General features: G+C 62.7%; 21 protein-coding genes. 8 read left to right on the top strand and 13 right to left on the bottom strand.

Going from position 1 to position 24992, the window contains the following annotated elements:
- Positions 1-5 precede the first annotated feature (5 nt).
- The 9 genes from AC6H0W_RS02530 to rpmH form a co-directional block, all read right to left on the bottom strand.
- Complete coding sequence (locus AC6H0W_RS02530; protein ID WP_497575542.1) at positions 6-2144, bottom strand: sensor histidine kinase; 2139 nt, start codon at positions 2142-2144, stop codon at positions 6-8.
- Positions 2141-2734 carry a DUF4390 domain-containing protein gene (locus AC6H0W_RS02535; RefSeq protein WP_497575543.1) on the bottom strand — a complete coding sequence of 198 codons (594 nt, stop codon included), beginning with the start codon at positions 2732-2734 and terminating at the stop codon, positions 2141-2143. The genes AC6H0W_RS02530 and AC6H0W_RS02535 overlap by 4 nt, the downstream gene beginning before the upstream one ends.
- Positions 2694-3944, bottom strand: a complete 1251-nt coding sequence (gene rsmB / locus AC6H0W_RS02540; protein ID WP_497576180.1) for a 16S rRNA (cytosine(967)-C(5))-methyltransferase RsmB — start codon at positions 3942-3944, stop codon at positions 2694-2696. Before rsmB ends, AC6H0W_RS02535 begins: the two co-directional genes overlap by 41 nt.
- A 108-nt stretch (positions 3945-4052) precedes the next feature.
- Positions 4053-4823, bottom strand: coding sequence for a sulfite exporter TauE/SafE family protein (locus AC6H0W_RS02545; RefSeq protein ID WP_497575544.1), 771 nt, complete (start codon positions 4821-4823; stop codon positions 4053-4055).
- A gap of 37 nt (positions 4824-4860) precedes the next feature.
- Entirely contained in the window at positions 4861-6222 is a 1362-nt protein-coding gene (gene mnmE, locus AC6H0W_RS02550) for a tRNA uridine-5-carboxymethylaminomethyl(34) synthesis GTPase MnmE (protein ID WP_497575545.1), read from the bottom strand.
- 45 nt (positions 6223-6267) lie between these two features.
- Positions 6268-7944 (bottom strand): membrane protein insertase YidC, encoded by a 1677-nt coding sequence (gene yidC / locus AC6H0W_RS02555; protein WP_497575546.1) that lies wholly within the window; start codon positions 7942-7944, stop codon positions 6268-6270.
- Positions 7945-7949: 5 nt separating this feature from the next.
- A complete protein-coding gene (yidD, locus tag AC6H0W_RS02560) occupies positions 7950-8180 on the bottom strand; it encodes a membrane protein insertion efficiency factor YidD (RefSeq protein WP_497576181.1) in 231 nt (76 codons plus the stop codon).
- Positions 8180-8581, bottom strand: coding sequence for a ribonuclease P protein component (gene rnpA / locus AC6H0W_RS02565; protein ID WP_497575547.1), 402 nt, complete (start codon positions 8579-8581; stop codon positions 8180-8182). The genes yidD and rnpA overlap by 1 nt, the downstream gene beginning before the upstream one ends.
- Positions 8541-8675 carry a 50S ribosomal protein L34 gene (rpmH, locus tag AC6H0W_RS02570; RefSeq protein ID WP_002926183.1) on the bottom strand — a complete coding sequence of 45 codons (135 nt, stop codon included), beginning with the start codon at positions 8673-8675 and terminating at the stop codon, positions 8541-8543. Before rpmH ends, rnpA begins: the two co-directional genes overlap by 41 nt.
- 291 nt (positions 8676-8966) lie before the next feature.
- On the opposite strand from rpmH, the gene dnaA reads away from it, so the two are divergent.
- The 5 genes from dnaA (at position 8967) to AC6H0W_RS02595 (ending at position 15959) form a co-directional block, all read left to right on the top strand.
- A complete protein-coding gene (dnaA, locus tag AC6H0W_RS02575; RefSeq protein WP_497575548.1) occupies positions 8967-10385 on the top strand; it encodes a chromosomal replication initiator protein DnaA in 1419 nt (472 codons plus the stop codon).
- Positions 10386-10454: 69 nt separating this feature from the next.
- Positions 10455-11561 (top strand): DNA polymerase III subunit beta, encoded by a 1107-nt coding sequence (gene dnaN, locus AC6H0W_RS02580; RefSeq protein WP_497575549.1) that lies wholly within the window; start codon positions 10455-10457, stop codon positions 11559-11561.
- A 159-nt stretch (positions 11562-11720) separates the two neighbouring features.
- A complete protein-coding gene (gene gyrB / locus AC6H0W_RS02585) occupies positions 11721-14204 on the top strand; it encodes a DNA topoisomerase (ATP-hydrolyzing) subunit B (RefSeq protein WP_497575550.1) in 2484 nt (827 codons plus the stop codon).
- A gap of 284 nt (positions 14205-14488) precedes the next feature.
- Positions 14489-14824: a hypothetical protein gene (locus AC6H0W_RS02590; RefSeq protein WP_497575551.1), complete on the top strand. Its 336-nt coding sequence runs from the start codon at positions 14489-14491 to the stop codon at positions 14822-14824.
- A 244-nt stretch (positions 14825-15068) separates the two neighbouring features.
- On the top strand, positions 15069-15959 hold the full coding sequence (locus tag AC6H0W_RS02595; protein ID WP_497575552.1) for a DMT family transporter: 891 nt from the start codon (positions 15069-15071) through the stop codon (positions 15957-15959).
- Between the two features lie 272 nt (positions 15960-16231).
- On the opposite strand, the gene AC6H0W_RS02600 is transcribed toward AC6H0W_RS02595, so the two are convergent.
- The 3 genes from AC6H0W_RS02600 to AC6H0W_RS02610 all read right to left on the bottom strand — a co-directional run bounded on the left by AC6H0W_RS02600 (position 16232) and on the right by AC6H0W_RS02610 (position 20322).
- Positions 16232-18205 (bottom strand): TonB-dependent receptor domain-containing protein, encoded by a 1974-nt coding sequence (locus AC6H0W_RS02600; protein ID WP_497575553.1) that lies wholly within the window; start codon positions 18203-18205, stop codon positions 16232-16234.
- A gap of 78 nt (positions 18206-18283) precedes the next feature.
- A complete protein-coding gene (locus AC6H0W_RS02605) occupies positions 18284-19630 on the bottom strand; it encodes a histidine kinase sensor domain-containing protein (RefSeq protein ID WP_497575554.1) in 1347 nt (448 codons plus the stop codon).
- Positions 19627-20322: a response regulator transcription factor gene (locus AC6H0W_RS02610; protein WP_497575555.1), complete on the bottom strand. Its 696-nt coding sequence runs from the start codon at positions 20320-20322 to the stop codon at positions 19627-19629. The genes AC6H0W_RS02605 and AC6H0W_RS02610 overlap by 4 nt, the downstream gene beginning before the upstream one ends.
- A 238-nt stretch (positions 20323-20560) precedes the next feature.
- Between AC6H0W_RS02610 and AC6H0W_RS02615 the strand changes: the two genes are divergently transcribed.
- From AC6H0W_RS02615 to AC6H0W_RS02625, 3 genes are read left to right on the top strand one after another with little or no spacing between them, the layout of a single operon-like run.
- Complete coding sequence (locus AC6H0W_RS02615) at positions 20561-22720, top strand: TonB-dependent receptor (RefSeq protein WP_497575556.1); 2160 nt, start codon at positions 20561-20563, stop codon at positions 22718-22720.
- Positions 22720-23871 carry a PepSY-associated TM helix domain-containing protein gene (locus AC6H0W_RS02620; RefSeq protein ID WP_497575557.1) on the top strand — a complete coding sequence of 384 codons (1152 nt, stop codon included), beginning with the start codon at positions 22720-22722 and terminating at the stop codon, positions 23869-23871. The genes AC6H0W_RS02615 and AC6H0W_RS02620 overlap by 1 nt, the downstream gene beginning before the upstream one ends.
- A complete protein-coding gene (locus AC6H0W_RS02625) occupies positions 23868-24023 on the top strand; it encodes a hypothetical protein (RefSeq protein ID WP_497575558.1) in 156 nt (51 codons plus the stop codon). The genes AC6H0W_RS02620 and AC6H0W_RS02625 overlap by 4 nt, the downstream gene beginning before the upstream one ends.
- Here the strand turns inward: AC6H0W_RS02625 and AC6H0W_RS02630 are convergent, their stop codons facing one another.
- Positions 24024-24884 (bottom strand): HDOD domain-containing protein, encoded by an 861-nt coding sequence (locus AC6H0W_RS02630; protein WP_497575559.1) that lies wholly within the window; start codon positions 24882-24884, stop codon positions 24024-24026.
- Positions 24885-24992 lie beyond the last annotated feature (108 nt).

The raw sequence follows: 24992 nt of genomic DNA on the forward strand, positions 1-24992 counted from the left end.
ACTCTTTACCACGTTTCTGCGTTGTGTTCAGGAACCACTTCACGGGCGACCGGAATCTTCACCGTCACCACCGCTCCACCACTCGCGCCGTTCGAAAGCTGAACTTCGCCTCCATGTTCATCGACGATCTTCTTCATGATCGCCAATCCCAGACCCGTGCCCCGCTCCTTGGTCGTGAAGTACGGCTCGAAGGGCCGATTCAACACTTCAATCGGGAAGCCCGGCCCGTTGTCGCTCCACACCAGTTCGATGCGCTCGCCCACCATGCGGGTGGTGACGCGAACTTCCGCCTGATCAATGCCGCTCAGCGCGTCTTCCGAATTCTGGAACAGATTATGAATGATCTGCCGGATCTGCGCCGGGTCTCCTCTGGCATGCGGAATCTCCGGGGAAAACTCGCAGCGCACCTTGAGCGGCGAGCTCTCGTACAAGCCCAACACCTCGCTGATCAGCGCATGCAGGTTGAGCGACACCAGCCCGGGGCTTTGCGGACGCGCGTAATCCCGGAAGGCATTGACGAGGTTCTTCATGGCCTCGACCTGATTGACGATGGTACGCGTGGCACGTTGCAGTATTGCCTGCCCGTCGTCATCCAGCCGGCTCTCGAGCTTGTAGGCCAGACGCTCGGCCGACAGCTGGATGGGGGTCAGCGGGTTCTTGATCTCATGCGCCAGACGCCGCGCCACTTCGCCCCACGCGGCGGTGCGCTGGGCACGCACCAGCTCGGAAATGTCATCGAACACCACCACCATGCCGCCGCCGCTCGACTTGGGCAGCCGGGCGCCGTGGATGCGCAGCGTCTGCGGCTCATGGCCACTGCGCACGATCTCGACCTGCTCGTGCCATTCCGCCTGGTTACGCGCGAAACCGTCGAACAGAGCGTCACGGAAAGCATGCTGACGCGGCCACTCGGCGAGCGGAATGTCCTCGAAGCCTTCGAGCTCATCTCCGAGGATGTCCACCGCGCCGTGGTTGGACGCACGCAGGTGGCCGTCCTCGCCGAACGCCAGCACACCGGCAGAAAGGTTGGCGAGCACGCTCTCGAGATAGATGCGTGCCGTTTCGACCGCATGGCGGCTCTTCTCGGCCTGACCGCGCGCCTCTTCGAGCTGACGCGTCATCTGGTTGAAGGACTGCGTCAGCACGCCCAGCTCGTCGCGTGCCGGCAGCGCGCGGCGTGGGCTGAAATCACCCTGGGCGACGGCCCGCGTGCCCTCGGCCAGAATCAGCAATGGCGCCACCAGACGGCGGGTCAACACGAAGGCCACCGCAATGGCGCCCAGCAAGGCAAGGAACAAGGTCAGGGTCAGCGTGAGCAGGTAAATCTGGCTCAAGCCGTCGCGCCCGATTACGATCTGCTGGTAATCACGGTGCGCTTCCTGCACCGCCTCGACGTTGCGCGTCAGCGCGGTCGGAACCGGCTCGGTGAGCTGCAGGAAGTAGGACTCGCCGAAGGCATTTCGGTCTTGCACCGGCACGACGACACGAATCATCAGGCTGCCATCGTCACGCGTTTCCACCTGCGCATAACGGCGGATCTGACGTGCCTGCCGCAGCTGGAACGCTGTCGGTAGATCAGGCAGAAAACTCTCCACACCGCTGCCCACGGTGGTGATCACCTGCCCGGTAGGGCTTAGCAAAGTGAGGGTTGCAATGCCGGTGCGCTCGCGTAGCGCATTGAGTCGGATGGACGACATGCTGACGTTACCGTCGATCTCCAGCGCAACGTCGCGTCCACGCTCCACCACCTGACTGACCAGGTGATCGAGCGCCGTCTGACCGAGCACGATGCCGCCATCCAACGCCCGCTCGACGCGCACGTCAAACCAGGCATCAATGCTGCGCACCACGAAAAACACTGACACGGCATACAGAATCAACCCCGGTACCAAGGCCATCAGGGCGAACATCAGCATCAATCGGTATTTGATGCGGGACCCGAAACTGCGCGCCCGGTATTCGCGCCACAGCCGCACCAATTGCACCATCACCACCGACGCCAGCACGACAGCGGCAACAGCATTGATCACCAGAAGCTGGGGAAAAAGCCCACCCAGCCGATCCAGATTGGCGCTGACGGAAGCCAGCAGGAACAACGACCCGGCGGCGATCGCAGAGATGATGATGATGCCAAGGCGCTTCATTCGGCGCCCTCGCCGCTGAAGTCCCAGCGTACCCAATCGGTAGCCAGACTCCACTCCCGCCCGCCGCTCGCCGTCACCGTGAGGGGCGGCGGAAGCAGTTCGGTCTGGTGGCGCATGCGTAATTCGGCGTGGTAGTTCACGTTCTCGGACAGCGCGGAGTGGGGCATGACATACCAATTGCGCACGCGTGTCATGGCGCGCAGGGCGCCGTCGAGCGAATCGAAGGTGCGATGCAGCCCGCCGACGGAAAGGCGGTAGCTTCGCGTGATGGCATGGTAGGTCAGTCGGTACTGCAGCTTGCGATCGACGACTACGCGGTCGAACCAGTACCAACGCGGCTGTTCGACTTGAAGTTCGACACTGAAATACAGCGACACTCCGCGCTGCAGAGCGTCGACCAGCCGGGGATTCAATTCGAAGTCGAAGTCAGCATTAATGACATAGCCATCTTCGGTGGCAATCATCGCGGCCGAGCGCACGCTTGCATTGGCGTGTGCCAACAGCGGTGCGCACGCCAGAACCCATGCCAGCAGCCACACGCGCCAGACCTCAGACAGCCTTGCGAAGCAGCGCATAATAGAAGCCGTCATGCTCGGCATTCGGCAAGAGTTGTAGATCCATCCGACCATGCAGCGGCAGCCTTTGCGCATCAGGGTGGCGGTCGCAGAAACCTGCGACTTGGGCAGCGTTCTCGTCTTCGAAGACCGAGCAGGTTGCGTACAACATTGTGCCACCTGGGGCGAGGCTTGGCCAAAGCGCGTCGAGAATCTCCCGCTGTTGTGCGGCAAACCCGGCGATGTCTTCATCACGACGGTGCCACTTTATGTCCGGGTGACGGCGGGCCACGCCGGATGCGCTGCAGGGAACATCGGCCAGAATCCGATCGAACGGTCGTCCGTTCCACCATTTCTCGGGGTGGCGGGCATCCCCACACACCGTGTCGGCCTGCAAGCCGAGACGTTCGAGGTTGGCTCGTACTCCCGCCAGACGCTTTCGATCCACGTCCAAGGCCGTCATGTGTACTGCGGCGCGCTCCAGGATATGCGCGGTTTTGCCACCCGGTGCGGCGCATGCATCGAGCACACGCTCCCCGTCTCGCGCGTCGAGCAGAATGGCAGCCTGCTGGGCACCTGCATCCTGCACGGATACGCGCCCACCGGAGAATCCCGGCAGATCCGATACCGCCATCGGTCGCTCGAGCTGTATGCCGTCTTCAGCGATTTCTCGCGCGGCAATGCCAGCTTGGCGCAACAGTCCGAGATAATCATCACGCCCAGCCAACCTGCGATTCACACGTAGGCTCATCGGCGGGTGCATATTGCCGGCCTCCAGTGCAGCCACGTAGTCGTCGGGCTCGCTGTGCTTCAAGCGTGCCAACCACCAGTCGGGGTGCTGCAGGCGGACGTGAGCCTCCCGCCTCATGGCAACCTGAAACTCGGCTTGGCGTCGCAGGTAGTTACGCAACACGCCATTCACGACGCCTTTCAAGCCCGGCGCGAAGGATGCAACAGCCTCAACGGCCTGATCGACGACCACATGGGACTGCTCTGGCCGCTCACTCAAACGGTGAATGGCGATGAGCAGCACGGCATGCACTTCATCCGGAAGCGGCTTCGTAAGCAGCCGATCAAGAACGAAGTCACCCACGCCGTAGGCCCGCAAGGTCGACCATGCGAGGTCACGTACGGCGCCTCGCGTGGCCGCTGGCCATGCCGGATTGGCGGCGAGCTTGCCTTCCCATGCTTCGGTAAGGTTGCGACCCTCAAGCACTGCAGTCACCAAATCTCCAGCCTCACACATGGAATAGGCCATGCTATCCGGTGCAAGCCTCACGGCTTTACTGCGGTTGGGAGGTCGATGTTGTTTATTTTGAGTAGTTGAGTGTTTCACGTGAAACCAGATGCGGAGTCATCCGCGTACAAGATCAAGCGCCATCTTCAAAATGAGCGCGATCACGACAAAGAGAAAAATCTTACGTACGAACGCTGCGCCGTGCTTGATCGCGAGCCCTGAGCCCAGGATGGCGCCAACCAGGTTGCAGCCTGCCATCAGCAAACCAAGCTTCCAGAACAGCTCCACACTGCCTGCGAAGAACGCCAGCGCGGCGAAGTTAGTGGCGACATTCAAGACCTTGGCAGTTGCCGAAGCGTGCAGAAAATCGAGCGCTACGAACCTTACCAACAGAAAGATCAGAAAGCTTCCCGTGCCTGGACCAAAGAAGCCATCGTAGAACCCAATCGCCAAGGCAATGCCTACCGTGGCATAAACATCGCGGCGACCAAGCACCGAAGCACTTTCACCGGTACCGAAGTCCTTCTTCGCGAAGGTGTACGCCGCCACCAGCACCAACAACACCAGGATCAACGGTCTCAGATACTCCGCAGGCATCCAGGTAACTGCACGCGCTCCAAACCATGCGCCGGCAAGCGCAGCAACGGCGCCGGGAAGAGCGATCTTCCACGGAATACGCACGCGACGCGAGTACTGGATGGCCGCGCTGGTCGTGCCAACGATGCTGGCGATCTTGTTGGTGCCAAACAGTGTTGCTGGGGTTGCCGAGGGAAACGCAGAAAACAACGCTGGGATCTGGACCAAACCCCCACCACCCACCACAGCATCCACGAACCCAGCCATGAAGGCCGCGACCCCAAGGAGCAAGACGAGGCTATTCAACTCCATGCTTACACCCGCTGCGCGTGTTTCACGTGAAACACGACTACTTCCCGATGCAGAAGCGAGAGAAGATCACACCCAACAAGTCATCCGGTGTGAACTCGCCCGTGATCTCAGCCAAGGCATCGTGGGCCAGTCGCAACTCTTCTGCAAACAGGTCCAGAGATTCGCCAAGGGATTGAGCCGTGTCGATGTGCGAGGCGGCACTGCGCAGTGCATCAAGGTGACGCTCGCGCGCCATGAACACATCTTCGCCAGATTGATGCCAGCCCGCGACGCGCAGCAACTCCTGCCGAAACAACTCGACCCCTTCGCCGCTTCGGGCCGACAACCAGATCACCGGCCCGGACTCCCGAGCTTCGCGCCCGGGTTGACCACCGGAGAGGTCAATCTTGTTGATCACGCGAATGCGCGGCAGCGAAGCCGGCGCACACGTCGACACCTCGCTGTCGCCGGAAGAATGCCCGTCGTCTGACAGCAACACCAGCACATCGGCGTTGGCAATCTCGCGCCAACTGCGCTCAACACCGATGCGCTCAACAGGATCATCCGATTCACGCAGTCCCGCGGTATCGATGATGTGCAGCGGCACGCCTTCGATCTGTATGGTCTCGCGCAACACGTCACGCGTTGTCCCTGCGATGTCGGTGACGATGGCTCGCTCGTCGCCAGCCAATGCGTTCAACAGACTGGACTTTCCGACGTTCGGACGCCCGGCGAGAACAACGCGCAAGCCATCGCGCAGCAGGGCCCCCTGACGGGCGGTGCTCAATACCCCCGCCAGATGACCGCGGATCGATTCAAGGCGTTCGAAAGCGCGCGCACGCTGGAGAAAGTCGATCTCCTCTTCCGGGAAATCCAGCGTCGCCTCGACGAGCATGCGCAGGTCGATCAGCTCATCACGCAAGGAGCCGATACGTCGCGAAAATTCGCCGCCGAGCGAGCGCACCGCAGAACGCGCAGCCTGCTCCGTCGACGCCTCGATCAGATCGGCCACCGCCTCGGCCTGCGCAAGGTCCATGCGCCCGTTGAGGAATGCGCGCCGCGAGAACTCGCCCGGCTCGGCCATGCGCGCGCCCAACTCGAGGCAGCGCGCCAGCATTAAGCGCATGACCACCGGGCCGCCGTGCCCCTGGAGTTCGAGCACGTCCTCACCGGTGAACGAGTTGGGCGCCGGAAAATACAGCAGCAGGCCTTCGTCCAGCACACTGCCGTCGGCCGCGCGAAAGCGCGTGAAACGCGCGCGGCGCGGCTCAGGCACCGCGCCACACAATGATTCTGCGAAAGAGAGAAGATTCCGCCCGGAGACCCGGACTACACCGATACCCCCACGGCCGGGGGCGGTAGCAACTGCGGCGATGACATCGCCATAGTCGCGGGAAGGCTGATCAAGCTGCGTATCCATCACCTTCCCGCTCCATGCGGCGGCGCCGGCTGGCGCTGCCCGGCATCAGACCGGCTTGCCGGCCTTCTTGTTGGCTTCGATCATGCGCGTGATCTGCCACTGCTGCGCGATCGACAGGATGTTGTTCACCACCCAGTACAGCACCAGACCGGACGGGAACCACAGGAACATGACGGTGAACACGAAGGGCAGCGCCATCATGACCTTGGCCTGGATCGGGTCAGGCGGGGCCGGGTTGAGCTTCATCTGGATGAACATCGATGCGCCCATCAGAACCGGCAGGATGAAATACGGATCCTTGTCGGACAAATCGGTAATCCAGCCCAGCCACGGCGCGTGACGCATCTCGACGCTGCCCAGCAGCACCCAGTACAACGCGATGAAGACCGGAATCTGCACCAGGATCGGCAGGCAGCCGCCCAGCGGATTGATCTTCTCGTTGCGGTACATGGCCATGACCTCCTGCTGCATCTTCGGCTTGTCATGACCGTACAACTCTTTGATGCGCTGCATGCGCGGGCCCAGCACGCGCATCTTGGCCATCGACTTGTAGCTCGTAGCCGAAAGCGGGAAGAACACCAGCTTGATGGCAACCGTCACCAGAATGATCGCCCAACCCCAGTTTCCGGTCAGGTCATGGAACCACGACAGCACCCAGAACAGCGGCGCCGCGATGACCGTCAGCCAACCATAGTCGACCACCAGACCCAGACCTTCAGCGATGCCGTCGAGGTGGTCCTGCTCCTGCGGGCCGGCGTATAGACTGGTCGACACCGAGCCGGTTTCCTGCGGCGCGATGGCGGCCACCGGCATGATCACCCCGGCGGTGTATTGATCCGGGCCGACCTTGCGCATGTAGTTCTCGCGCTGCGCGCCCTGCGCGGGCAGCCAGGCCGCCACGAAGTAATGCTGCACCATGGCCAGCCAGCCATCGGTGGAGCGAGGCACGAATTTGGCCTTGCCGTCGTCGATGTCTTCGAACTGCACCTTCTGGAACTTGGATTCGGTGGTGTACACCGCCGGGCCGGTAAAGGTACTGACACCGAACACTTCCACCGCTTCGGCCGGACGACCGTCACGCGCGAACTGGAAGTAGGCATGCGCCGACAGCGGGCTTTCGCTGCGGTTGGTGATCTCGTAGCTGACGTCGATGACGTAGCTGCCGCGGCGGAAGGTCATCACCTTGGTAACCTCCGCAGCGCCGCCTTCCTGCGCGCGCAGACGCAGCACCAGCGTGTCCTGACCATCGGCCAGCACCTGATCGCCTTCCGGCAGCGCAAACAGCGTACGGTGGTTCGGCAGGCCTTCACCGATCAGACCGCCCTGGGCCGAGTAGGTGTGGCGCATGCCGTCGTCAAACAGCACGAAGTTGCGCGAGCGGTCGTCGCCCGAAGCAGCGTGCTGCTTGAGCTCCATGCGCACGATCTGACCACCCTGGGCGGAAATCTCGGCCTTCACCATGTCGGTTTCGACGATTACGCGGCGCTGCGAAAGATTCTCGCTGGGCGCGGTGGCTTGCGGCACGGCCGTTGGGTCTGCGCTCTGCGACAGATCCGCACTGGGCGTGGGAATCGCACCGTCCGCAGCCGGCGCACCGGGCGCCACCTGCGCAGTGGGTTGGGTGCCTTCCACCGCGCCACGCTGATCGGACTGCCACGAGTCCCACAGCATGACCAGGGCAAAGGAAAGAAGAAGAAAGGCTATAAGGCGGCGCTGATCCATCGGATTTAGTCTTGGCTGTGCGAAGGTTTGGAGACGGGATCATACCCGCCCGGATGGAAGGGGTGGCATCGACCGAGCCTGCGCAGGGTCATCCACGTGCCACGCAGGGCGCCATGCGTCTCGATGGCTTCACGGGCATACTCGGAACACGTCGGGTAGAAACGGCAGTTGCTCCCGAGCAGCGGGCTGATCAGATAGCGGTACGCAGCAATGAGGCCGATCAGCAACCGGGTCATCATCTTGGCAGGCGTTCCAGCAAACGGACCACGTCTTCGTTGAGCATGCGCCGCGTCGCGGTATCGACCGGGGCCGAAAGACGCATCACGATGTCCACCGGCGGCAAGTCTGCACGGCGCTTGCGAAACTGCTCGCGCACGATGCGCTTGACCAGGTTGCGCACGCTAGCCCGCTTGGCCAAGCGCTTGGCAACCACCACGCCAAGCCGCGCTTCGGACGTTTCGTTGGGCCGGTAATGCAGCATCAGGTAGCGCCCTTTGAGCGCACGCCGAAAAGCAAAAACGGATGAATACTCATCCGTTTTTCGCAGTCTGCAGACGCCGGGGAAACCTTGTCCGGCGTCTGGTGTGTCAATCACCTCAGACGGCGAGACGGTGACGACCCTTGGCGCGGCGGGCACGGATCACCGCGCGGCCACCACGGGTCTTCATGCGGACCAGAAAGCCATGGGTGCGCTTGCGGCGGACGACGGAGGGCTGATAAGTGCGTTTCATTTTGGTTCTGCCGGTTTTGGGTCAAACGCGGTATTTGATTCGATAGAGCCATGTTTGTCAAGCACATTTTTTGGCCCATGCTGTGGATAAGTCTGGCCTCACAGGGGTAGAATCCACAGGTCGTACCCCGAAGCCGCGCCGGCCCTTGTGCTTTGACTTGCCGGCCTCATCCGCAGAGGGGAATTCCAGCATGCCTGGCGTATGGTGGCACGATCCGGCAGCGCCGCTGCGCTTTCCGGACTGAGCCCCTGCTTTGCATGGAACCAAGCAAGAGCCCAGACCGTTTATTCCGTGACCCAAGATTTCTGGTCCTTCTGCCTGTCCCGACTCGAGAGCGAACTGCCACCGCAGCAGTTCAGCACCTGGATCAAGGCACTCAAGGCAGACGGCGACCACGCCGCTGACACGCCCTCGCTGCGCCTGTTCGCACCCAACCGCTTCGTGCTGCAATGGGTTCGCGAGCGCTACCTGCGCCGCATCGGTGAGTTGGGCGAAGAGTTCCACGGCGAGCCCATCGACCTGCAACTGGTATTGCCTGCGAACGGTGCAGCCGCCGCTGCGCCGCCGGGGGCCAACGGTTCGGCCCGGTCGGCAAGCGCCCCTGCTTCGCCTGTTGCCCCTGAGCAGCCTCCCATCGCCACCCCGGCAGCCGAAGCACCGCGCCGTCGCGTGGCCGAGTCCGGCTACGACAAGACGCGCCTGAACGGCGACTTCAGTTTCGACAACCTCGTCACCGGCCGCGCCAACGACCTTGCGCGCGCTGCCGCCATGCAGGTGGCCGAGAACCCCGGCACCGGTTACAACCCGCTGTTCATCTACGGTGGCGTCGGCCTCGGCAAGACCCACTTGGTACACGCCATCGGAAACTCGGTGTACCGCAACAACCCGGCGGCGGTGATCCGCTACGTACACGCCGAGGATTACTACGCCGACGTGGTGCGCGCCTATCAGCAACAGAGCTTCGAGCAGTTCAAGCTGTATTACCGCTCGCTCGACCTGCTGATCATCGACGATATCCAGTTCTTCAACCGCAAGACGCGCACGCAGGAAGAGTTCTTCCATGCGTTCAACGCGCTGACCGAGGCGAAGAAGCAGATCATCATCACCTGCGACACCTACCCCAAGGACATCCAGGGGCTGGAAGACCGCCTGATCTCGCGCTTCGACTGGGGCCTGACGGTACAGATCGAGCCGCCCGAGCTCGAAATGCGCGTGGCCATCCTGAAGAAGAAAGCCGAGGCGCTGCGTGCGCAGATCTGCGACGACGTGGCCTTCCTGATCGCCAAGAACCTACGCTCCAACGTGCGCGAGCTCGAAGGCGCGCTGAACAAGGTCGTCGCCTACGCCAACTTCCAGAATCAGCCGATCACGCTGGAGCTGGCCAAGGCCGCGCTGAAAGACCTGCTCAACGCGCATAACCGCCAGCTCACCATCGAGCACATCCAGAAGACGGTGTCCGACTTCTACAAGATCAAGGTGGCCGACATGCACTCGCGCAAGCGTACCCGTGTCATCGCGCGGCCGCGTCAGGTGGCAATGTGGCTGGCCAAGGAACTCACGCCGATGTCGCTGCCGGCCATCGGCGAAGCCTTCGGCGGGCGCGATCACACCACGGTGTTACACGCCTGTCGCACCATTACCGAGCTGCGTCTCGGCGACCCGCAGTTGAATCATGATGTACACGTTCTGACCCAGGTACTTCGGGGATGAGTGCCAAACCAGCCCGCACCCGGCAAGACGCCGGAAAGATCAACAATCAAGACGGACGAATCTGACGCCATGCATCTGCTCACCACCACGCGCGACGCGCTGCTCGCCCCGCTTCAGTCGGTGTCGAACATTGTCGAAAAACGCCACACGCTGCCCATTCTGTCGAACGTGCTGATCGAGAAGCGCGGCGAGCAGCTCACCATGCTCGCCACCGACATCGAGATCCAGATCCGCACCACCACCGCCGGCGACCTCGGCGGTGAAGACGCCAACCTCACCGTGTCCGCGCGCAAGCTGCAGGACATCCTGCGTGCGCTGCCCGACGGCACCGACGTGAATCTCACGCTCGACGACAAGCGCCTGACGGTGAAGGCCGGCAAGAGCCGCTTCGCGCTGCAGACACTGCCCGCCGCCGACTACCCGCGCATGAACCCGCCCGAAGAGGGTGGCGCGCGCTTCTCGGTGTCGCAGAAGGCCTTCAAGCGTCAGCTCGCGCAGGTGGCCTACTCGATGGCCCAGCAGGACATCCGCTACTACCTCAACGGCCTGCTGCTGATCGTCGATGGCAACGAGCTGCGCATGGTCGCCACCGACGGTCACCGCCTGGCCTTTGCATCGAGTCCGATCGAATCCACGCTCGAGCGCACCGAAGTGATCCTGCCGCGCAAGACCGTCACCGAGCTGTCGCGCCAACTGGCCGACACCGACGACGTGCTGGAAATCGTCTTCGCCGGCAACCAGGCGCAGTTCCGCTTCGGCCCAACCGAGCTGGTGTCCAAGCTCATCGACGGCAAGTTCCCCGATTACGAGCGCGTGATTCCGCAGAATCACCCCAAACTCGTCACCTTCGACCGCGCACCGCTGCTGTCGGCCCTGCAGCGCGTGGCCATTCTCACCAACGAGAAATTCCGCGGCGTGCGCCTGGTGATCAGTGACGGCGTATTGCGCATCAGCAGCTCCAACACCGAGCAGGAAGAGGCCGTCGAAGAAATCGAAATCGATTTCCACGGCGAAGGTGCCGACATCGGCTTCAACGTCAGCTACCTGCTCGATGTGCTCGGCAATGTCTCCAGCGACACCATCGAATGGCGCTTCAACGACGGCAACTCGTCGGCTCTGCTGACGCTGCCGGGCGACGAAAGCTTCAAGTATGTCGTGATGCCGATGCGCATTTGATCGTGTCCGCCGGGCAACCGGCGGCACATCGCCCCTCCCGTTCAAAGGGAGGTCGAGGGGGGATGGGGTGCATCAAGCGGCTTGCATGGCGCGGCACCCCGATCCCACCTTCCCCGTAAGGGAAGGAATCCTGCTCTTTAGGAATTACCAGAGAAAACCATGTCCGAATTCCAGAACCGTCCGATCAACGAAGACTACGACGAATCCAGCATCCAGCAGCTCGAAGGGCTGGAGGCCGTGCGCAAGCGCCCCGGCATGTACATCGGCGACACGTCCGATGGCACGGGCCTGCACCACATGGTCTTCGAAGTGGTCGATAACGCCATCGACGAGGCTCTGGCCGGGCATTGTGACGACATCACCGTCACCATCCACGCCGACAACTCCATCTCCGTCACCGACAACGGCCGCGGCATTCCGGTCGGCGTGAAGATGGACGACAAGAACGAGCCCAAGCGCTCGGCCGCTGAAATCGTCATGTGCGTGCTGCACGCCGGCGGCAAGTTCAACCAGAACAGCTACAAGGTGTCCGGCGGCCTGCACGGCGTCGGCGTGTCGTGCGTCAACGCGTTGTCCAAATGGCTGCGCCTGTCGATCCGCCGCGACGGCAAGAAGCACCTGCTCGAATTCCACCGCGGCGTGCCGCAGGATCGCGTCATCGAAGTGGTCGACGGCGTCGAGACCAGCCCCATGCGCGTGGTCGGCGAGACCACCAAGCGCGGCACCGAAGTGCACTTCCTGGCCGACGAAGAGATCTTCGGCGACATCGAATTCCACTACGAAATCCTCGCCAAGCGTCTGCGCGAGCTGTCTTTCCTGAACAACGGCGTAGCCATCCGCCTGGTCGACCAGCGCAACGGCAAAGAAGAAAACTTCGCCTTCGCCGGCGGCGTGAAGGGCTTCGTCGAGTTCATCAACCGCAGCAAAAGCGTGCTGCACCCCGGCATCTTCCATGCCGAAGGCACCACCATGATCCCGACGCCCACCGGCGAGGCCGAGCTGTCGGTGGAAGTGGCCATGCAGTGGAACGACTCCTACGCCGAGCAGGTGCTGTGCTTCACCAACAACATCCCGCAAGCGGATGGCGGCACCCACCTCACCGGCCTGCGCGCAGCGATGACGCGCATCATGAACAAGTACATCGAAGAACACGAAATCGCCAAGAAGGCCAAAGTCGACATCTCCGGCGACGACATGCGCGAGGGCCTGGCCTGCGTGCTGTCGGTGAAAATGCCCGACCCCAAGTTCGCCAGCCAGACCAAGATGAAGCTGGTTTCGAGCGAAGCCCGCCCGGCAGTGGAAGAAGTGGTGGCCAACAAGCTGGCTGACTTCCTGCTCGAAAACCCCATCGACGCCCGTACCATCTGCGGCAAGATCGTCGAAGCCGCGCGTGCGCGCGACGCCGCCCGCAAGGCGCGCGAAATGACCCGCCGCAAGGGCCTGCTGGATGGCGTCGGCCTGCCCGGCAAGCTCGCCGACTGCCAGGAGAAAGACCCCGCGCAGTGCGAAATCTACCTGGTCGAGGGTGACTCCGCCGGCGGCTCCGCCAAGCAGGGCCGCGACCGCAAGTTCCAGGCCATCCTGCCGCTCAAGGGCAAGATCCTCAACGTCGAAAAGGCCCGCTTCGACAAGCTGCTGCAGAGCCAGGAGATCGCCACCATGATCACCGCGCTCGGCACCGGCATCGGCAAGGACGACTACAAGCCCGAGAAGCTGCGTTACCACCGCATCATCATCATGACCGACGCCGACGTCGACGGCGCCCACATCCGCACGCTGCTGCTGACCTTCTTCTACCGTCAGATGCCCGAGCTGGTCGAGCGCGGCCACATCTACATCGCCCAGCCGCCGCTTTACAAGATCAAGCACGGCAAGACCGAGCACTACATCAAGGACGACAACGAGCTCAACCAGCACTTGCTCAAGCTCGCCCTCGACAACGCCTCACTGCTGCCGCGCAGCGATGCCACCCCGATCGTCGACGAAGCCCTCGCCGGCCTCGCCCGCAGCTACCTGCTGGCCGAAGCCGTCATCAACCGCCTCGCCGCCTATATCGACCCGGCCGTGCTGCACGCCATGCTCGCGCGCAACGTCGCCGTCAGCCTCGAATCCGAAGAGGCTGCCAAGGCCTCGGCAGCCGCCATCGCCCCGCACGTGTCGGACGACATCCGCGTCTTCGCCGAATACGACGAAGAACGCGAAACCTGGCGTCTGGCCATCGAGCGCATGTACCACGGTAACCGCCGCGTCACCGCCATCGAGGAAGACTTCCTGCTCTCGGGCGACTACCGCAGCATCCGCACCGCCTCGGAATCCATCGCCGACCTCATCGGCTCCGGCGCCGAAATCCGCCGCGGCGAGAAGAGCCAGCCCGTCACCCGCTTCGCCGACGCCATCCGCTGGCTGCTGAACGAAGTCGAGCGCAACCTCAGCAAGCAGCGCTACAAGGGTCTGGGCGAAATGAACCCCGAGCAGTTGTGGGAAACCACCATGGACCCCGCCGTGCGCCGCCTGCTGCGCGTGCAGATCGAAGACGCCATCTCGGCCGACGAGATCTTCACCACCCTCATGGGCGACAACGTCGAACCACGCCGCGCCTTCATCGAAGGTAATGCGGTGTATGCACGCAACATCGACGTTTGAGCGACATGCATCGCTCAAGTAGCCGCTGAGTCCAGCGGCTACGCCTCACTAAAACGCCTGGAGTCTCCAGGCGTTTTTTTTCACTAAGGGGTGCCTGATCTGTGTCACACGGCGAGGCCATTCAGCACCTAACCTCGCGCGGACACGCTTCATCTGAGGCACGCCGGTTTCAACCGAGCCACTCCTGAAGCTCACCGGCGAAACAGCAACTCACGTCTAATGGCTCTGGCGTAGGGGGACGGGGCACCGGTAGAGTCCACCGTGCATTCAACACATCGCCGCCCATGAAGCTCGCCGCCATCGCCGCCGTTAGCCTGATGACCCTCGCCAGTTGCGGCAGCAACTCCCCAACCGATGTGGCTGTCGCTGAACTCTCCGCACATCCCCACGCCTACGACGGCAAGACCGTACGCGCCCGCGGCATGGTCCGCAGCTTCAATCAGCCGCTGCACTACTGGCTCGAAGATGAGCGGGTAAATCGCATCGGATTGAGCCCGAACGAACTGATCTCGCCCCACCTGGACCGCGAAGTGAGCATCGTCGGCACATTCAGCTTCAGCCGTGAACGCGGGCGTCGCATCGAGATCACGCGCATTGAGCCGTTCGACGCCGTCCGCTGACGGTGAGCTCGGCTGCCGCAGCCTCTTCTCGGGCTCGCTATGCTGAACAGCATCACCCCGCACGCCGTTTGAAGGCACCGCAGCGAATACGCTGTGCGCCGCCAGGGCAGCTCACGCAAATTCAGGTCCGTCAGGCGCAAGCAGCTTTCAGGCGTTCAAAAGGGCCGTGCAAGGCAGAATGCGTGCTTCTCGTGATCGCTCGTTTTGCATGTAAACGGTCGCGATTCACCCACCGGAGCATGCTTTGTCACTCGCCGATCAAGACCAAGACGGTCTCTCTACCCACACCAAAGGCCTGCTCGCGGCCGGGGTGGTGGTGCTGTGCTGGTCGGGCTTCAACATCGTTTCGCGCGCTGGCACGACCGGATCGCTGACGCCATACGACATTGCCGCGCTGCGCTTCGGGGTGTCGGGTCTGCTGGCGCTGCCGTTCTTTCTGCGCATGGTGCCGTTGGCGCAGTACCCACGCTATTTCGTGCTGGCCATGCTGGCCGGGGTGAGCTACTCGGTGCTGGCCTACGTGGGGTTCTCCTATGCGCCCACGGCGCATGCCGGGGTATTCATCAACGGCGGCATTCCGTTCTGGACGGTGATCATCATCGCGGCGACGACCGGCTTCCAGCTGTCCGGCCGCAGTTTCCTCCCCCTCGCCTTCAGTGCCGCCGGCCTGCTGTTGATTGCCGGGCGTAGCCTGACCGACGTAGGCGCATCCAGCGTGTGGATCGGTGATGTGCTGTTTCTCAGCGCCGCGCTGGTGTGGGCCGTCTTCGGAGTGTTGGCGCGGCGTTGGCAGGTGCCGCCAAGCAGCGCCATCGCGGGCATCGCAGTGTTTTCATTGCTGACGTACATGCCGGTGTATCTGCTGTGGTTGCCGCAGAACATCACCATGGCACCGACCAACGAGATTCTGTTGCAGGCTGGATACCAAGGGGTGGTTGCGGCGTTGGTGGCCGGCGCGATGTACACCTATGCCTGTCAGACCATCGGCGTGTATCGCGCCTCGATGACGCTGGCCATCGTGCCGGGCGCATCGGCACTCGGCGCGTGGTTGCTGCTGGATGAGCCGCTCACGGTGATGGTGGTGGCCGGGCTGGTGCTGGTGTCGCTTGGCGCGATGTTGTCGGCCCGACGGTGATCGACCGAGTCGGCCGCATACCTGGCACGCACCTGCCGGAAACCTGCAAATGCGGCTTTCATTTCACAGTAACCGAGCCGCCTTAGATTCACTCCTTGACCAACCCTGGAGCGAATCGCCCATGCAGAGCATCTGCGCGCACTGCTACCGCAAGCTGGAGCGACGACGCAAACATGCCGGCGCGTTCTTGTGCGGCCACTGTGAATCGCGCTGGCAGGGCGGGTTGACGGCGCCGGGTCCCGATCGACGCGGCGGCCCTCTCCGCCCGGCACTCAGAAGCGGTACGCCACGCTGACTCTCAGCTCGCGACCGGCCTCTTTCGACCCCACGATGCCTTCGTAACCCGGAATGCCCTCGAAGTTTTCGTTGGTGGCATGGTCAAGGTAGTTCTTGTCGAGAAGGTTCTTGACCGTAAGCGACAGGCTCAGATCGCGCAGATTGGCCGGACTCCAGCGCGCATACACGTCATGCACCGCGTAGCCCGGCTTGTCGATCGTACCGACCCCGGTACGCAAGCCATCCAGACCGCGCACGAAACGCCCCTGCCAACCCAACTGCATGCCGCTGAGCATCGTGTAATCGGCATGCAGCGTGAGACTGTCACCGATGCTGGTGCCGAGGCCGTTGTGCTCGTAGACGTTCAGGCGCTCGCCATCCAGGCGCGAATCGTTGTGATGAAAGCTCGCGCCGACCGCCAATTGCGTCCATTGATAGGCGGCGTTGAGCACATACCCGCGTGAGCGCACATCCCCGACGTTGACGTACAGCCGCGGGTTGCCGATCGGGTCGGAGATGGCATCGGCAATCACCGTGCGGTAGGCCTTCGCCCCCAGCGTCAGCCCGCCGCGCTGGAAATCGAGGCCGATCTCGGTGCTGCGCGCTTTCTCGGAATCCAGATCGGGCGCATTGGAGAAGCCGTCGAGCTTGAAGGCGTCACGAATCTCCACGCCTCGCAGCGCACGCGTATGGCCGGCAAACAAGGTCAGCTCAGGCGTGGCTGCAAAGCTCAGATTGGCGTTGGGGCTGAAGCCGCTGTCGGAAAAATTCTGGCCGTCGCCGTCCTTGAGTCCGTAGCGGTCGTAGCGCACCCCCAGGCCCAGGTTCAGCCGCGAACTGAGATCGATGCTGTCCTGAACGTACAAGCCGGTGACCGTGCCGCGCTCTTTCCTTTCCGACGGATCGCCCGCCGGCCCCGCGAGAACACGATCGCGCCGATGATCAACACCGTAAGTCAGTTTGTGCGAGCCGATACGGCTGGTGTTGCGCAGGTCGAAACCCACCGAATTGACTGCACCGTTGTACACGCCCCAGCGGTCGAAAACGTCCTGCTCCAACGAGATTTCGGTGTGATACAGCGTGGCGTCGATATCCACGAGGTTGTTGTCCGCCGGGCGCCAGGCGTAGTTCGCCGTCCACGTTTCGCGCACGCTCTCGAGCGGATAAGCCAGGTTGAAACTGCTCGGCACCCACTGCGGACGGTGTGTGCGCACGCCGCGATCTTCGCGACGCTCGTAGCTCAGACGCAGAGTCTGATCGTCGGTGAGCTGACCCACGAGCTTGAGAAAGCCCAGATCCTGGCGTGAGCGTGTGGTGGGCACGGTGTCGCCGCCGCCATCCTTGTAGTCATTACGATCCTGATGCGTGGCCGAAACCATCGCCGACCACTGATTGCCGAGCCGGCCAAAGACGTTGGAACTGAGCTTGAAACCCTCGCCATTGCTGAAATAGGTGGCCTTCAACAGTGCCCCGATGCGTTCATCGGGGCGCAGCAGATCGGTCGGATCCTTGGTGACGAAGCGCACGACGCCCCCGAGCGCCCCCGGCCCGCCCAACGCGTCGCCAGCGCCGGATTGCACCGTCACCCGCTTGATCAGCTCCGGCTCGATGCTGATGCGACCGGTGTGGTGAAAGACCTGACCGGCCTGCACCGCGCCATCGATGGAAACGTTGAACAGGGTGTCTTCGACACCGCGCACATATACCTTCTGGGCAACGCCGTGGCCCCCGCCAACGGACACCTCGGGCTGGCCCGAGAACACGTCTTCAAGGTCGGTCGCCTGATAGCGTTCGAGTTCATCGGCCTGCGCCACCCCCACGACATTGCGCCCGCTCTGAGCCACCACATTCACGGTGGCGAGTTGCTTCGCCTCGTCGGACGTGTCAGCCGCCAGCGAATGCGACAAAGGGGCCAGTCCTGCCACGGCAAGAGCGACGACCAGTGGGCGGGGCGAAAACAGAGCGTGCATGAATTCCTCTCGGTCAGGTAACAAATTGAGAAAGATTCTCATTACATGGCCGGTACGGAACGAGCGCTTTTACATCTGTTACGCAGTTTCTGCTGAACGCAACGGGAGTTTCATCGTCATGCGCAATCCACCTTCCGGGCGGTTCGTCGCCACGATGCTGCCCCCCACAGCGCCCAACTGGCGGCGGGCCAGCGCGAGGCCCAGGCCGAAACCGTTGCGCTCCCCGGCTTGCTCGGGCACCCGGAAGAACGGCTCGAAGATTCGCTCCAACAGTGCCGCAGGCACTCCCGGCCCCTGGTCTTCAACAGTGATGATGAAGCCATCCGCCACTTCTTCCAGCCGAAGCCTCACGCCGCCGCCGACGGGTGTGTGAGCCAAGGCGTTTCGAATCACGTTTTCCAGCGCTTGAGCAAGCAGACGGTGGTCCGAAGCTTGTGCGGTGGCCTCGTCCGGAAGCTCGGCCATCACCTGCCGGTCGGGGTATTCGAAACGCGCGTCCTCAAGCAGGCTGTCGAGCAAGGAAGTGAGATCGACGGATTCGTCGCGCACCTGCGGCGTTTCGTTCTCCAGCCAACTCAGGGTCAGTGCGTCTTCCACCAAGCGCCGCATGGCCAAACTGTCGTCGCGAATGCGCGTGAGCAGAGCATCTTCGCCTTGCTGCTGCATGGCCAGCTCGGTAGCCATCTCGATGCGCGTCAGCGGTGTCCGCAATTCGTGAGAGAGGTCAGCCAGACGCTGCCGTTGCGAGGCAATCAATTGCGCAGTGCGCTGGGCCATGTCATCAAAAGCCCTGGCCACGCGCGACAACTCATCGCGCGCCGCGCCATCGGAAGCGCGCACATCATAGTGTCCGGCACTGAAGGCATGCGCTGCGTGTTCCAATCGGCTCAGAGGGCGCATCAACTGGCGATAGAGCCAGATGCACACCGCCAGCAGCAGCAACGACGGCAACACTAGGTGAATCGTCAGCCGCAGCGCGGTCCACCCGGCACCCGGCCGCATGCGCTGTGGCAACTGGATCAGGAAGCGCGTGCGGCCATCCGAGAACGCGACCTCCATGATCGGGTTTTCGGCAAAGTACAGGTGAATCTTCCACGCCACATCTCGCCCCAGCACAAAGCCTTGCTCGAAGCGGTCCGTGAGTACACTACCCGCCACGGGATGCGCCTCGGCCCGCACGATGGCTGCCCAGGTCTGCTCACGCGCCTGCAACTCAGTCAGCCAACGCTCAAGCGCTTGTTCGTCCCCTGCCGCGAGCAGGGCTTCAGCCTGAGCGCCGTATTGCAGCAACGCGCGCTGGTGCTCGGGCGCAATGTGGCTCATCACCTCCTCGGTGTGCGTGGCGACATGCGTGATCCCCCAGAACAGGGCCACCGTACCGACAGCCACCGTCATCCAAAGCCGCCAGAAAAGAGGACGCTTCATTCGAAAACGTAGCCGCGACCGTGCACCGTGCTCAGTCGATCGAGACGCATGCCAGCCTCCGTCAGCCTCCTGCGGATGCGACTGATGTGCATGTCGAGACTGCGGTCATACCGGCTGAAGTTGCGCTCCAGCACGGCGCGATACAAATACGGCTTGGTCAGTGCCTCGCCCCGATGCGTGACCAGATGCCAGAGCAGGCGAAACTGCAAGGGCGTGAGTTGGACAACCCGCCCGCTGACACTGACCCGCTGCGGAGCACGCTCAAGCTGAAGTTCATCCAGCTGCAACAAGGCAGGCTGTGCCACCGGCGCCACGCTGATCTGCGTACGACGCAATACCGCATCAATGCGCAACTGCAGCTCGATGAGGTTGAACGGCTTTGACAGGTAGTCATCTGCGCCGTGGCGTAAACCACGGATCCGTTCTTCTTCAGCCCCGCAGGCGGTCAACATGATCACCGGCGTTTGACGACACAGCCGCAGGCGGCGCAGCACATCGAAACCGCTGGTGTCCGGCAAGCGCACATCGAGCAACACGAGGGCAAAGTCTTCCTGCAGGGCACGCTGCAGCCCGACTTCACCGCAATTCGCGGTCTCGGCACACAGACCGTGTTGGATCAACAAACTGCGTAACTGATCAAGCAGCGTCGGATCATCTTCCACGATCAGGATTCGGGGGGAGCGGGGCAGCACGCAATGAGCTCAGCTTGAATCGACAGAGCCGCATAATAACGCGAACAGTTATCATTTACTAAATAACTGATGCGATAAGTCGACACTCCGGGGCACGGCCTGATCCCTCCCCGAACCCCTTGCTATACTGCTTATCTATTGCGAATCATTATTATTATCGTATTTATTCTTTGCTCATGTCCGGGAGATTGTCTTGATGCGCCCCTATTCATTCCCACTGCGCGGACTCCGCCCGAGCGTGTTTGCCATCACCCTCGCTCTGAGTCATGCGGTCCTGGCTCAGTCGCCTCAAGAAGTCAGTAGCGACGCGCCTGCCGTGCTGGACACCGTTACGGTAGGCGCCAGTGCCGATGCCTCGGCCGAGGGGCTACCGGCCCCCTATGCGGGCGGTCAGGTGGCGCGTGGCGGACGCGTCGGTTTGCTCGGCAACCGGGACACCATGGAAACACCGTTCAATGCCAACGCCTACACCAGCGAACTGATACAGGATCAGCAGGCGCGCAACGTGTCGGACGTGATGCAGAACGATGCCTCCGTGCGCACCGCGCGCGGCTTCGGCAACTTCCAGGAGCTGTACGTCATCCGCGGTTTCCCGGTGTTCTCCGACGACATGTCGTACAACGGCCTGTACGGACTGCTGCCACGTCAGTACGTGGCCACCGAACTGCTCGAGCGCGTTGAAGTGCTGCGTGGTGCGAATGCTTTCATCAACGGTGCCGCACCCGGCGGCAGCGGTATCGGCGGCTCGGTCAATCTGCTGCCCAAACGCGCGCCAAACGAGCCGCTGACGCGCCTCACCACGGGTATCGAGAGTGGTGGCCAAGGCTATGTGGCGGCCGACGTCGGCCGACGCTTCGGGCCCGACGACGCCAACGGGATCCGAATCAACGTTGCGCGCCGCGATGGCAATACAGCCATCGACGACGAGAAACGACGACTTGATGTGGTCGCCATCGGCCTCGATCACCGCGGCGCCAACTATCGCCTGTCCGCTGACATCGGCTATCAGGATCACGATATCGACCAACCTCGCCCGAGCGTCACCCCGACCGGTCGTGCGCCCAAAGCGCCGGATGCCGACAGCAACTTTGCCCAACCGTGGACGTACTCCAAAGAGCGACAGACCTTCGCCACCTTCCGCGGCGAATTCGATCTGAATGACGACGTGACCACATGGGCAGCCGCCGGCATGCGCCGCGGCGACGAAAAGAACCGGCTCTCCAACCCCCGAGCTGCGCCAGACGGAACCACGACGGCCAATCGCTTCGACAACGTCCGTGAAGATGATGTTCGCACTGGTGAAGTCGGCATACGCGGCCGCCTGACGACGGGCAGCGTCTCGCATCAATGGGTAGCATCCGCCAACGTCTTCAGCATGAGCTCGCGAAATGCCTATGCAAGCTCCGCGGGCGGCACCGTCGTCAGCGACCTGTATGACCCGATCGATGTCGTCCCGATGCCTGTCACCACGTCCTTCGGTGGATCGATGTCTTCGCCCCACGTTACCGAACGCATCAACACCCGCAGCGTTGCCATTGCCGACACCCTCGGATTCATGGACGACCGCCTGCTCATCACGCTTGGTGCCCGTCACCAGACCTTGATCGCGCGTGGTTACAACTACACCAGCGGGGCAAGAACCTCGAAATACGACGAATCCAAAGTCACGCCAATGGCTGCGGTGCTGTTCAAGCTCAACCCGCAGGTTTCGCTCTACGCGAACTACGCTGAAGCCTTGGTCAAAGGTGACATTGCCCCGGCCACCAGTAACTCGCTGCCAGTGACAAACGCCGGTGAAGTCTTCGCACCGTACGTCTCCAAACAAAAGGAAGTCGGCGCCAAATACGATGGTGGCCGCATTGGTGGCAGCCTTGCGTACTTCACCACCGACAGACCGTTCTCCAAAATTGAAAACCTTGTCTTTTCCCAAGACGGCGAGCAACGCAACCAAGGCCTGGAACTCACCATGTATGGCCAAGCCACCGAACGCTTGCGCGTACTCGGTGGCGTGACACTGCTCGATGCCAAACTGCGCAAGACCGCCGGCGGCGCCCAAGACGGCAATGACGCCGTCGGCATCCCGGATCTCCAGGCCAACCTCGGCCTTGAGTGGGACGTGCCCGGTGCCCCCGGCCTGACCCTGACCGGCCGCGCCATCCACACCTCCAGCCAGTACATCAACGCCGACAATGCTCACAGCATCCCGGCATGGACACGCTTCGATGTCGGCGCACGCTACATCACCGACATCGGCGGACAGGTCATGACGCTGCGCGCGCGCATCGACAACCTCACCAACCGTGATTACTGGGCCTCGGCAGGCGGCTTTCCGGGTGCGAACTATCTCGTGCTGGGCGCTCCGCGCACCGTCAGTCTCACCGCGAGCTTCGACTTCTGATGGAGGCGGTCACCCTGCGTCGCTGGAGTTGGGTGCACAAGTGGTCGAGCCTGGTGTGCACCGTGTTCATGCTGTTGCTGTGCCTCACCGGGCTGCCGTTGATCTTTTCGCACGAGATCGACCACCTGACCGGTGCGGAAGTGGAAATGCCGCAGTTGGCCGATGGCTCATCGCAGGCCGCCATCGACGACGTGGTCGCCGCCGCAACGGCACATCACCCCGGCCTGGTGCCGCTGTACCTGTTTGCCGGAGACGACGAGCCCGATCTGTGGCTGGCCAAGCTCGACACGCGCGTGGATACCGACGAGCGCCTCGCCCGCTTCGCCTACGTCGATGGACGCACGGCCGAAGTGCTGGGCGAGCCGAACTTCGGCGAAGGCTTCATGAGCTTCATGTATCGCCTGCATGTCGACATGTACGCCGGGCTGCCGGGCAAGCTGTTTCTGGGCGCAATGGGCCTGCTGCTGATCGTTGCGCTGGTGTCCGGCGCGGTGTTGTACGCCCCGTTCATGCGGCGTCTCGACTTCGGCACGGTACGCACGCAACGCCGGCAAACGCGCTGGCTGGACCTGCACAACCTGATCGGCATCGTGACGCTGGTGTGGGCGCTGGTGGTGGGCTTCACGGGGGTGGTGAACACCTGGGCCGACCTCATCCTGCAAGCCTGGCAGCGCGACCAGATCGCCATTCTGCAATCGGGCAACGCCCAGACGCTGATGCCACCTGACTCGCGCATCGCCCCGGCCGCCGACGGCAGCCTGCAGAGCGCACTCACGCGCGTGCTTGCTGCAGCGCCCGGCATGGAAGTGGACATGATCGCCTTCCCCGGAACCCTGCGCGCCACACCGGAGCACTACGCCATGATGCTGCGCGGTGACACGCCGCTGACCTCACGCATGACACGTGCGCTGCTGGTGGACATCGAACGCGGAGAAGTGCTCGAAGCCTCGGCACGCCCGTGGTACGTCACCGCCTTCATGCTGTCCGAGCCGCTGCACTTCGGCGATTACGGCGGATTGCCGTTGAAGATCCTGTGGGCCCTGCTCGATCTGCTGACCATCATCGTCCTGGGCAGCGGGCTGTACCTGTGGTGGAAGAAACACGCCACACGAAACACCGAGGCCGCATTTTCGAACCGGGTGCGCGCATGAAGACACTCTGGTTGTGGCCCGCGGTCCTCGGAGCCCTGACGGCGGCAGGCCTTGTCATCGGCTTGGTGTTCGACGGCATCGGCGATGTGGCGGCGTGGGTCGGGCTGGGCGCCCCGGTGGCCGTGGCGGCCTGGTTCAGCCTGCGCCGCTGATCAGTTGGCGTACTCGCGCTTGAGCTCGGCCAGACGTTCCTCAATGCGCGGGGCGAGTGCCAGCAAAGGCTCACCGAGCACGCGTTCCGTGCCGTCGTCTGCCCACTCCATGCTGCCGCCTGCGAGCACGTTGGCGGCATACACCACCTCCTGCAGGTTGCGCGGTGCATCCAGCATGGGCTCACGTGGCTGGTCATGGTCACGTACCGAGACAACCACATGCTCGGGCAACTGCAGCGCATGCAGCAAGGATTCACCGATGCTCTCGTGCCACTGCACGATGAGATGGCGCACGGTGTCGGGCCGCTCGCGAAGCTCTTCATATTGAGCCGCACGGTAGAGCATGTAAAACGCACCCAGATCATGGACGAGGCCGGCAAACATGGCCTCCTCCGCTTGCACTCGTGGTGCCAGCTCGCGCGCCAGCACCTCGGCCGCGGCAGCGGCGTGCAGGGAATGCAGCCACAACTGGCGCGACAGATCCTTGAAGCGCACCAGCTCTTTCGCGCGTACGAGCTGGTTCATGGCGATGGTCAGTGCCACGTTGCGCACTGCATTGATGCCCAGACGCTTGATGGCCCCGGAGACTTCCGCCACCGGGCGGTTGGCCCCTTCGGCAGCGGAGTTGGCCTGATGCATCAGGCGGGCGCAGATGAGTGGTTCGGTGGTGATCAGACCGACGATTCGATCGACTGAAACATCGGGGTCGCGCAAGGCGTCGCGCAGCTTCAGTACCGCATCGAATGCGGTCGGAAACACGATGTCATCACCGGAAATTTCATTGGCGATGTCTTCCAGCATCTTGAAGCGTTGCTGCTTCAAGGCATCGCCTTTCTTGTCGGGATGACTGGCCGTGCTCATGTTCGCTTCCGTATAGAGAATCTGAGGCAATTCTATGCGATGCCTCCATTGCGCGGCGCAGCAAATCACCTCGAAAACGCCACTATTCCACCACCGGGCTTGCTTCGA

This window comes from Pseudazoarcus sp. NS20, assembly GCF_059703745.1.

Excerpts from the sequence above, each read along its gene's own strand:
- AC6H0W_RS02545 (WP_497575544.1), bottom strand. The coding sequence starts at position 4,823 with ATGGAGTTGAATAGCCTCGTCTTGCTCCTTGGGGTCGCGGCCTTCATG.
- yidD (WP_497576181.1), bottom strand. The coding sequence starts at position 8,180 with ATGACCCGGTTGCTGATCGGCCTCATTGCTGCGTACCGCTATCTGATC.
- AC6H0W_RS02535 (WP_497575543.1), bottom strand. The coding sequence starts at position 2,734 with ATGACGGCTTCTATTATGCGCTGCTTCGCAAGGCTGTCTGAGGTCTGG.
- dnaN (WP_497575549.1), top strand. The coding sequence starts at position 10,455 with ATGCATCTGCTCACCACCACGCGCGACGCGCTGCTCGCCCCGCTTCAG.
- AC6H0W_RS02590 (WP_497575551.1), top strand. The coding sequence starts at position 14,489 with ATGAAGCTCGCCGCCATCGCCGCCGTTAGCCTGATGACCCTCGCCAGT.
- AC6H0W_RS02625 (WP_497575558.1), top strand. The coding sequence starts at position 23,868 with ATGAAGACACTCTGGTTGTGGCCCGCGGTCCTCGGAGCCCTGACGGCG.
- AC6H0W_RS02630 (WP_497575559.1), bottom strand. The coding sequence starts at position 24,884 with ATGAGCACGGCCAGTCATCCCGACAAGAAAGGCGATGCCTTGAAGCAG.
- yidC (WP_497575546.1), bottom strand. The coding sequence starts at position 7,944 with ATGGATCAGCGCCGCCTTATAGCCTTTCTTCTTCTTTCCTTTGCCCTG.
- AC6H0W_RS02600 (WP_497575553.1), bottom strand. The coding sequence starts at position 18,205 with ATGCACGCTCTGTTTTCGCCCCGCCCACTGGTCGTCGCTCTTGCCGTG.
- rpmH (WP_002926183.1), bottom strand. The coding sequence starts at position 8,675 with ATGAAACGCACTTATCAGCCCTCCGTCGTCCGCCGCAAGCGCACCCAT.
- gyrB (WP_497575550.1), top strand. The coding sequence starts at position 11,721 with ATGTCCGAATTCCAGAACCGTCCGATCAACGAAGACTACGACGAATCC.
- AC6H0W_RS02605 (WP_497575554.1), bottom strand. The coding sequence starts at position 19,630 with ATGAAGCGTCCTCTTTTCTGGCGGCTTTGGATGACGGTGGCTGTCGGT.
- AC6H0W_RS02530 (WP_497575542.1), bottom strand. The coding sequence starts at position 2,144 with ATGAAGCGCCTTGGCATCATCATCATCTCTGCGATCGCCGCCGGGTCG.
- mnmE (WP_497575545.1), bottom strand. The coding sequence starts at position 6,222 with ATGGATACGCAGCTTGATCAGCCTTCCCGCGACTATGGCGATGTCATC.
- rsmB (WP_497576180.1), bottom strand. The coding sequence starts at position 3,944 with ATGTGTGAGGCTGGAGATTTGGTGACTGCAGTGCTTGAGGGTCGCAAC.
- AC6H0W_RS02620 (WP_497575557.1), top strand. The coding sequence starts at position 22,720 with ATGGAGGCGGTCACCCTGCGTCGCTGGAGTTGGGTGCACAAGTGGTCG.